The organism is Streptomyces sp. RerS4 (genome assembly GCF_023515955.1).
In the GTDB taxonomy this organism is placed as follows: Bacteria; Actinomycetota; Actinomycetes; order Streptomycetales; family Streptomycetaceae; genus Streptomyces.
On the sequence record NZ_CP097322.1, the window covers coordinates 5,977,689 to 5,988,088 of the forward strand.

Annotated in this window: 1 protein-coding gene; it reads left to right on the forward strand. The window is 75.4% G+C overall.

Annotation, left to right across the window (positions count from 1 at the left end; genetic code table 11):
* Positions 1-31 precede the first annotated feature (31 nt).
* Positions 32-10,381 carry a type I polyketide synthase gene (locus M4D82_RS27370; protein ID WP_502989013.1) on the forward strand — a complete coding sequence of 3,450 codons (10,350 nt, stop codon included), beginning with the start codon at positions 32-34 and terminating at the stop codon, positions 10,379-10,381.
* Positions 10,382-10,400: the final 19 nt, after the last annotated feature.

The following is a 10,400-nucleotide window of genomic DNA, read 5'->3' on the forward strand; positions in this document are numbered from 1 at the left end:
TTCTCCAGGAGGTGACGTTCCAGTGGCCGGCGTGAACGAAGAAAAGCTTCTCGAAAACCTGAAATGGATGACCACGGAGCTGCGGCGGGCCCGCCGCCGCCTCCAGGAGGTCGAGCAGGACGCCCGTGAACCCCTCGCGATCGTCGCGATGAGCTGCCGCTTCCCCGGCGGCGTACGGTCCCCAGAGGACCTGTGGCGACTGGTCTTCGAGGGCGGCGACGCCATCACCGGATTCCCCGACGACCGCGGCTGGGACATCGGATCCCTCGCCGACCCGGACCCCGACCGCAAGGGCACCTTCTACAACACCGGCGGCGGATTCCTCACCGACGCCACCCGCTTCGACCCCGAATTCTTCGGCATATCGCCGCGCGAGGCCCTGGCGATGGACCCGCAGCAGCGCCAGATCCTGGAAACCTCCTGGGAGGTCTTCGAGCGGGCCGGAATCGACCCCGCGTCCGTACGCGGCACCCGCACCGGCGTCTACATCGGCGCCGGCGCCATGGGCTACGGCGCCGACCTCCGCGAGGTCCCCGAGGGCCTCGAAGGGCTCCTGCTGACCGGTGGCGCGACGAGCGTGCTGTCGGGCCGCGTCAGCTACGTCCTCGGGCTGGAGGGCCCGGCCGCCACCATCGACACGGCCTGCTCGTCGTCGCTGGTCGCCCTGCACCTGGCCGCGCAGGCCCTGCGCCAGCGCGAGTGCTCGCTCGCCCTGGTCGGCGGCGTGTGCGTCATGCCCACCCCCGACGTGTTCGTCGAGTTCAGCCGCCAGCGCGGGCTCGCCGCCGACGGCCGCTGCAAGTCCTTCGCCGCCGCCGCCGACGGCACCGGCTGGTCCGAGGGCGTCGGCGTGCTCCTCGTGGAGCGGCTCTCGGACGCCCGCCGCAACGGGCACCCCGTACTGGCCGTCGTCCGCGGCAGCGCCGTCAACCAGGACGGCGCCAGCAACGGCCTCACCGCCCCCAACGGCCCCGCCCAGCAGCGCGTCATCCGCCAGGCCCTGGAGAACGCCCGCCTCTCGGCCGCCGAGGTCGACGCGGTCGAGGCGCACGGTACGGGGACCCGTCTCGGCGACCCCATCGAGGCGCAGGCGCTGCTCGCGACGTACGGGCAGGACCGCCCGGCCGACCGGCCGCTGCGCCTCGGCTCCCTCAAGTCGAACCTCGGGCACACCCAGGCCGCCGCGGGCGTCGCCGGCATCATCAAGACGGTCATGGCGATCCGCCACGGCGTCCTCCCGCGGACCCTCCACGTCGACGAGCCGACCCCCGACGTCGACTGGTCGGCGGGCGCCGTCTCCCTGCTCACCGAGGCCATGCCGTGGCCCGAGACCGGCGCCCCGCGCCGCGCGGCCGTCTCCGCCTTCGGCGTGAGCGGCACCAACGCGCACACCATCATCGAGCAGGCCCCCGAGGAGGAGCCGGACCAGGGTCAGGCACCCGCCGCCGCGACCCCGGTCCGGCCACCGCTGTTGCCCTGGACGCTCTCCGGCCGCAGCGCCGCCGCCCTGCGCGCCCAGGCCGCCCGCCTGATCGCCGCCCGCGAGCGGGACGCCGCCGGCGCTTCCGCCCTCGACGTCGGCCACTCCCTCGCCACCACCCGCGCCGCCCTGGAACACCGCGCGGTGATCGTCGGCCGCACGGACGACGCACTCGACACCGCCCTCGCCGCGCTCGCCGCCGGCGAGGAGGCCGCGGGCCTGATCACGGACACCGCGACCGAGGGCAGGACCGCCTTCCTGTTCACCGGGCAGGGCAGCCAGCGTCTCGGCATGGGCCGCGAACTGTACGACGCCTACCCGGTGTTCGCCGCCGCGCTCGACGCGATCTGCGAGCGGCTCGCTCTCGAACTGCCGCTGAAGAGCGTCCTGTTCGGCTCGGATGCCGAGCTGCTGAACCGTACCGAGTACACCCAGCCGGCGCTGTTCGCCGTCGAGGTGGCGCTGTTCCGGCTGCTCGAATCGTGGGGCCTGCGCCCCGACTTCCTGTCCGGGCACTCCATCGGCGAGGTGGCCGCCGCGCACGTGGCGGGCATCCTGTCGCTGGACGACGCGTGCACGCTCGTCACCGCCCGCGCCCGGCTGATGCAGTCGATGCCCGCCGGCGGCGCGATGATCGCCGTCCAGGCCGCGGAGTCCGAGATCCTGCCGCTGCTGACGGACCGCGTGGACATCGCCGCCGTCAACGGCCCGCGGTCGGTGGTGATCTCCGGCGACGCCGACGCCGCCACCGCGCTCGCCGCCGGCTTCGAGGCGCGCGGCCGCAAGACCAAGCGGCTCGCCGTCAGCCACGCCGCCCACTCGCCGCACATGGACGGCATGCTCGACGCCTTCCGACAGGTGGCGGAGGGCATCACGTACGAGGCCCCGAGCATCCCCGTCGTGTCCAACCTGACCGGCGCCCTCGTCACCGACGAGATGGGCTCGGCGGACTTCTGGGTCCGCCACGTCCGCGAGGCCGTGCGCTTCGTCGACGGCGTACGCGCCCTGGAAGCCGCCGGCGTGACCACGTACGTCGAGGTCGGGCCCGAGGGCCTCCTGTCCGCCCTCGCCCAGGACTGCGTCACCGGCGAAGGCGTCGCCTTCGTCCCCGCCCTGCGCGCCGGCCGCCCCGAGCCCGAGACGGCCCTCACCGTCCTGGCCCGCGCCCACGCCCACGGCGGCGCCGTCGACTGGTCGGCGTACTTCGCCGGCACCGGCGCCCGGAGCGTCGACCTGCCCACCTACGCCTTCCAGCACGAGCGCTACTGGCTGGAGCCCGGCGCCGACACGGCCGGCGACGTCACCGTCGCCGGACTCGACCCCGCCGCGCACCCGCTGCTCGGCGCGGCCGTCACCCTGGCCGGCTCGGACCGCCTGCTGTGCACCGGCCGACTCTCGACGCGCACCCACCCGTGGCTCGCCGACCACACCGTGGCCGCCGCGGCGGTACTGCCCGGCGCGGCCTTCGTCGAACTGGCCGTACGCGCCGGTGACCAGGCCGGCTGCGGGCACGTCGAGGAACTCGTGCTCGACGCGCCGCTCGCGCTGCCCGCCGACGGCGGCGTACGGATCCAGGTGCTGGTCGAGAACCCCGACGAGCGGGGCCGCCGAGCCTTCACCGTGTCCGCCACCCCGGAGGGCGAGGCCGGCGAGGACGCCGGCTGGACCTGCCACGCCCGGGGCGTCCTCATCCCGGACACACCCGCCGCACCCGCCGGTTCCGCCGGTGCCGCCGCGCCCGCCGCGTCGTTCGAGCTCGCCGAGTGGCCGCCCGCCGGGGCGCGGGCCGTCGACATCAGCGGGCTCTACGACGCCGCCGAGACGGCCGACGACCGTACCGACGTCCACGGCCCCGCGCGCGGACCCCTGTTCCGGGCCGTGGAAGCGGCCTGGCAGCGCGACGGGGAGTACTTCGCGCAGGTCCGCCTGCCCGAAGGCGCCCCGCAGGCCGATGCGTTCGGCCTGCACCCCGTGCTGCTCGACGCCGCCGCGCACGCCGCCACCACCCTCGCGGACGCCGGCTCCGACGTCGGTCCGGGCAGTACCTGGTCCGACGTGGCCCTGCACGCGGTGGGCGCGGGCGCCCTGCGCGTCCGCGTCCGGCCCGCCGACGACGGGGCGTTCGCCCTGGACCTCGCCGACGACCTCGGCGAGCCCGTGGCCACCGTCGGCCGACTGGCCCCGCGGCCCTTCACGGCGGCCGAGACCACCGCCGTCACGGCCCCGGTAGCGACCGTGGTCCGCGAGGCGCTGTTCCAGCTCGACTGGACGGCGCTGCCGGTGCGGGTCGGTGTGACGGAGCCCGCCGGCGGGTGGGCGGTGCTCGGCGACACCGGATGCGGCCCGGTCGGCCGCTACGCCGACCTGGTGGAGCTGGGCGCGGCGGTCGCCGCCGGCGCCCCCGTCCCCGCGTACGTCCTGGCCCCCTTCCCCCGGCAGGCGGACGGACCGGACGCCCTCGGCGAGGCCGCCGAGCGGGCGCTCGCCCTGGCGCGGGCCTGGGCGGCCGACACCCGCTTCGAAGCCTCCCGTCTGGTCGTCGTGACCGGCGGCGCCGTCGCCGGCCCCGGCGAAGGCGCCGAGGACCTGCCGCACGCCGCCGTCCGGGGCCTGCTCCGTTCGGCGGAGACCGAGAACCCCGGCCGCTTCGTCCTCGCCGACGTCCGCGACCTCACCGACCTCACCGACCCGGCCGTACGGGCCGTCCTCGCCGCGGCCCTCGACTCCGGCGAACCGGAGCTGCTGCTGCGCGACGGAGCCGCCCACGTGCTCCGACTGCGCCGCGCCGGCGCCCCCGAGGCCACCGCCGGCGTCGTCATCGACCCGAACGGCACCGCCCTGATCACCGGCGGCTCCGGCACCCTCGCCGGCATCGTCGCCCGCCACCTGGCCGGCGCCCACGGCGTACGGAACCTGCTGCTGCTCAGCCGGCGCGGCGCCGACGCCCCCGGAGCCGCCGAACGCACCGCCGAACTGGCCGCGTTGGGTGCCGACGTCACCTGGGCCGCCTGCGACGCCGCCGACCGCGACGCCCTCGCCGCCGTCCTGGCCGCGATCCCCGCCGAGCACCCCCTCACCACCGTGATCCACACGGCGGGCGTCCTCGACGACGGCATCCTCGGCTCCCTCACCCCCGAACGCCTCGACACCGTCCTGCGGCCCAAGGCCCTCGCCGCCCACCACCTGCACGAGCTGACCCGCGACCTGCCGGTCACCGCGTTCATCCTCTACTCCGCCATCGCCGGCACCCTCGGCGCCGCCGGCCAGGCCAACTACGCCTGCGCCAACGCCTACCTGGACGCCCTCGCCGAGCACCGCCACCACCGGGGCCTGCCGGCCACATCCCTCGCCTGGGGCCTGTGGGCCGAAGCCGGCGGCATGATCGCCGAACTCGACGAGACCCAACTGCGCCGCATGGAACAGCACGGCATGGGCGCCCTCACCGCCGCCGACGGCATGGCCCTGCTCGACGCGGCCCTGGCCTCCGGCCGGCCCGTCCTCGTCCCCGCCCGCCTGAACCTGCCCGCCCTGCGCGCCGCCGCCGCACCCGGCCCCGTCGCTCTCGTCTTCCGCGACCTCCTGGGCCCGGCCGGACGCCGTACCGCGCGCACCCGCACCCACGCGGGCACCTCGCTCGCCGAACGACTGACCGGCCTCACCCGCGCCGAACAGGACCGCGTCCTGCTGGACCTCGTACGGGCCCAGGTCGCCTCCGTACTGGGCCACGCCTCCGCCGAACGCATCGAACCCACCAGGGCGTTCAAGGACCTCGGCTTCGACTCGCTGACCGCCGTCGAGCTGCGCAACCGCCTCGGAGCGGCCACCGGACTGCGGCCGGCCACCACGCTCGTCTTCGACTACCCGTCGCCCCTCGCGCTCGCACGACAGCTGCACGTCGAACTCTTCGGCGAAGAAGACGAGTTCGACGCCGAGGGCCTTCAGGGGGCGGCCGGGGCCGACGACGACCCCATCGCCATCGTCGCCATGAGCTGCCGCTACCCCGGCGGCGTCCGCACCCCCGAGGAGCTGTGGCGTCTCGTCGCGAGCGGCGGCGACGCGATCACCGGACTCCCCGGCAACCGAGGCTGGGACACGGCCGAGTTGTACGCCGGAGCGGCCGGCGACGGCCCGGCCTTCACGGGCGGGTTCGTCCACGACGCCGACTCCTTCGACGCCGACTTCTTCGGCATCTCCCCGCGCGAGGCCCTGGCCATGGACCCGCAGCAGCGGCTCCTGTTGGAAACCTCCTGGGAGGCGATCGAACGGGCCGGCATCGACCCGTCGTCGCTGCGCGGCAGCCGCGCCGGCGTCTTCGTCGGCGCCGCCTACACCGGCTACGACGCCCAACTGGAGCGCTCCGCCGATGTGGACGGCGTCATCGGCCACGTGATGACCGGCAACGCGGGCAGCGTCATGTCCGGCCGCGTCTCCTACGCCCTGGGCCTGGAGGGACCGGCCGTCACCATCGACACGGCCTGCTCGTCCTCGCTGGTCGCCCTGCACTGGGCCGTCCAGGCCCTGCGCAACGGCGAGTGCACCCTCGCCCTCGCGGGCGGCGTCACGGTGATGTCGACGCCGGGCACCTTCAGCGAGTTCAGCCACCAGGGCGGACTGTCGCCCGACGGCCGCTGCAAGGCGTTCGCGGCGGGTGCGGACGGTACGGGGTGGGGTGAGGGCGTGGGCATGCTGCTGGTGGAGCGGCTGTCGGACGCCCGGCGTAACGGTCACCCGGTGTTGGCGGTGGTGCGTGGTTCGGCGATCAACCAGGACGGTGCGAGCAACGGTCTGACGGCGCCGAACGGGCCGTCGCAGCAGCGCGTGATCCGCGCCGCCCTCGCGAGTGCGGGCCTGTCGGCCGCTGATGTGGACGCGGTGGAGGCGCACGGTACGGGTACCCGGCTCGGGGATCCGATCGAGGCGCAGGCGCTGTTGGCGACGTATGGCCGGGAGCGGCCTGAGGGCCGGCCGTTGCTGCTGGGCTCGGTGAAGTCGAACATCGGTCACACGCAGGCAGCTGCCGGTGTGGCGGGTGTGATCAAGATGGTCATGGCGATGCGTCACGGGGTGCTGCCGCAGACCCTGCACGTGGACGAGCCGACCCCGCACGTCGACTGGACGGCGGGCGACATCGCCCTGCTGACGGAGGCCACCGCGTGGCCCGAGACCCAGAGGCCGCGCCGCGCGGCGGTGTCCGCGTTCGGCATCAGCGGCACCAACGTCCACACGATCATCGAGCAGGCCCCGGACACCCGGGCCCCGCAGATGGCCGACGCCCCGACGCCGACGGCCTCCGCCACCGGGCCGGTGCCGTACGTCCTGTCGGCCAAGAACCCGCGGGCGCTCCGCGACCAGGCCGCCCGGCTGCTTCCCGTAGCCGAGCGGGAGGACCTCGTGGACCTGGCCTACTCCCTGGCCACCGGCCGCGCGGGCCTCGAACACCGCGCGGCGTTCGTCGCCGGCGACCGCGAGGGCCTGCTGCGCGAGCTCGCCGCCCTCGCGGCCGACGAGCCGGCGCCGGGGCTGATCCGCGACACGGTGTCCGGTGGCGGGCTGGCGTTCCTGTTCACCGGACAGGGCAGCCAGCGGCTGGGAATGGGGCGGGAGCTGTACGAGACCTACCCGGTCTTCGCCGCCGCGCTGGACGCGATCAGCGAGAGGTTCGCACTGGAACTGCCTCTGAAGGACGTGCTGTTCGGTGCGGATGGGGATCTGTTGGACCGGACGGAGTACACGCAGCCGGCGTTGTTCGCGGTGGAGGTGGCGCTGTTCCGGCTCGTCGAGAGCTGGGGGCTGCGGCCGGACTTCGTGTCCGGGCATTCGATCGGTGAGATCGCGGCCGCTCATGTGGCGGGTGTGTTCTCGCTGGAGGACGCGTGCGCTCTGGTGGTGGCGCGTGGGCGGTTGATGCAGGCGCTGCCGGGCGGTGGGGTGGTGATCGCGGTGCAGGCGTCGGAGGAGGAGATCCTGCCGCTGCTGACGGATCGGGTGAGCATCGCGGCGATCAACGGTCCTCGGTCGGTCGTGGTGGCGGGTGACGAGGACGCGGCGGTCAAGATCGCCGAGTCGTTCCCCGACCGCAAGAGCAAGCGGCTCGTCGTGAGTCATGCGTTCCACTCGCCGCACATGGACGGGATGCTGGCCGATTTCCGCAAGGTGGCGGAGGAGATCGCCTATGCCACCCCGCGCATTCCGGTCGTCTCCAACCTGACCGGTGCCCTGGTGACCGACGAGATGGGTTCGGCGGAGTTCTGGGTGCGGCACGTCCGCGAGTCGGTCCGCTTCCTCGACGGTGTCCGCGCGCTGGAGGCCGCCGGTGTGACGACGTACGTCGAACTCGGTCCCGACGGAATCCTGTCCGCCCTGGCCCAGGACTGCCTGACCGACGGGCCGGTCGTCTTCGCGCCGGTGCTCCGCAAGGGTCGCGCCGAGGCCGAGGCCCTGGTCACCGCCCTTGCCCAGGCTCACGTCCACGGCGTGGGCGTCGACTGGACGGCCTTCTACGCCGCCACCGGCGCCCGACGCGTCGACCTGCCGACCTACGCCTTCCAGCCCGTCCGCTACTGGCCCGAGCCGGCAGCCCCCCAGGGGGCCGCCCCGGCCGCGACCGCCGTCAGCGAGGTCGACGCCCGCTTCTGGGACGTCGTGGAGCGGGCCGACCTGGCCGCGCTCGCCGATGAGTTCGACGTCGACGGCGACCGGCCGTTCAGCGCCGTCCTGCCCGCCCTCTCCGCCTGGCGGCGGGACCGGCAGGCCCAGGCGACCGCCGACTCACTCCTCTACCGCGTCGCCTGGGAGCCGTTCTCCGGCCAGGACCGGGGCACCCCCGGCGGTACCTGGCTGGTCCCCGTACCGGCTCCGCAGGCGCGGGACCCGTGGGTCCGTGCGCTGACCGACCGGATGAGCGTCGGCGGGGCCCGGATCCTGCCGCTCCCGCTCGACGTCGCCGACGGCGATCCGGCCGTCCTGCGCGGCCGGCTGGACGAGCTGCTGCGCGCGTCGGCAGCGGACCTCGCCGCCGTACCGGTCACGGGCGTCCTCTCGCTCCTCGCCCTGGACGAGCGACCGCACCCGGACCACCCCGGCGTGCCCGTCGGGCTCGCCCTGACCGCCGCCCTGGCCTCCGTCCTCACCGCCGACTCACCCGGCCCGGACGGGTCGGTCTCCGACGCGCCCCTGTGGTGCGTCACCCGCGACGCCGTCGCCGCCGTCCCCGGCGACACCCTCGGCGGCGCCGCCCAGGCGCAGGTCTGGGGCCTGGGCCGGGTGTTCGCCCTGGAGCACCCCGACCGCTGGGGCGGACTCCTCGACCTGCCCGAAGTCTGCGACGAGCGGGTCCTCTCCCGCCTGTCCGCGGCCCTCACCGCCGCCGGTGACGAGGACCAGCTCGCGATCCGCGCCGCCGGGACGCTCGTACGACGCCTCGTACGCGCCGCCGGCACGGCGGTGGACGCGCCCGGGGCTCGCCCGGAGTCCCGCTGGACCCCGCGCGGCACCGTGCTCATCACGGGCGGCACGGGCGCCCTCGGCCGCCACGTGGCCCGGCGCCTCGCCGAACGCGGCGCGGAGCACCTCGTACTCGTCAGCCGCGGCGGCGCCGACGCGCCCGGCGCCGACGCGACCCGGGCGGAACTCGAAGCGCTCGGCGCGGCCGTGACCCTGGCGGCGTGCGACGTCGCCGACCGGGACGCGCTCGCGGCGCTCGTCGCGGGCCTGGCGGCCGACGGCACCCCCGTACGGGCCGTCGTGCACGCGGCGGGCATCTCCCAGCCGCCCGGCACGGGCACCGACCTGCCCGGGTTCGCCCGGGTCGTCACGGCCAAGACCGCCGGCGCGGTCCACCTCGACGCGCTGTTCGACACGCCGGACTCCCTGGACGCCTTCGTCCTGTTCTCGTCCATCGCCGGCGTCTGGGGCAGCGGCGGACAGGCGGCCTACGCCGCCGCCAACACGTTCCTCGACGCGCTCGCCGAACGCCGCGCGGCCCGCGGGCTCGCCGCCACGGCCGTCGCCTGGGGCCCGTGGGCCGAGGGAGGCATGGCCGCCGAGGGCGACGCGGAGGAACAGCTCACCCGACGCGGGCTGCCGCCCGTGGCCCCGGGCACCAACCTGACGGCCCTGGAACGCGCCCTCGCCGGCCGGGACGCGGCCGTGACCGTCGCCGACGTCGACTGGGCACGCTTCGCGCCCGTCTTCGCCGCCGCGCGGCCCCGCCCGCTCATCGGGGACCTGCCCGAGGTGCGCGCCGCCCTGCGCGGCGAGGCATCCGGCGGCGCGGCCGGCTCCGGTGACGCCACGGCGGCCGACGCCGGCGCGGCCGTCCTGCGACGGCTGACCGAACTGTCCGGGGACGACCGTGACACCGCCCTCCTCGACCTCGTACGCGACCACGCGGCGGCGGCCCTCGGCCACCCCTCGGCCGACGCCGTCGCACCGGACCGGGCCTTCAAGGACCTCGGCTTCGACTCGCTGACCGCCGTCGAACTGCGCAACCGCCTGGGCGCCGCCTGCGGCCTGCGCCTGCCCTCCAGCCTCGTCTTCGACTATCCCAACCCGCGGGCGCTCACCCGCCACCTGCTGCGCACCCTCTTCCCCGAGGGAAGCGGCGCGGCGGCGGCCGTCGCGGACCTGGACAGCGACCCGCAGGACGCGGAGCTGCGCCGGACCCTGGCCTCGATCCCGATGGGTCGGATCCGCGAGGCGGGACTTCTGGACACCCTCCTCGGGCTCGCCGGATCCGGACCCGACACCCCGGCCGCCGGCCCCGGCCCGCAAGGCCACGACGCCGGCGAGTCCATCGACGAGATGGACCTCCAGGACCTCCTCGACCTCGCCCTCGACGGTGGCGGCCTCGATGACGACGGCCCCACCGGCGACACCACCACCAGCAACAGCAACTTCTGACGTGCCCGAAGTGCGGAGT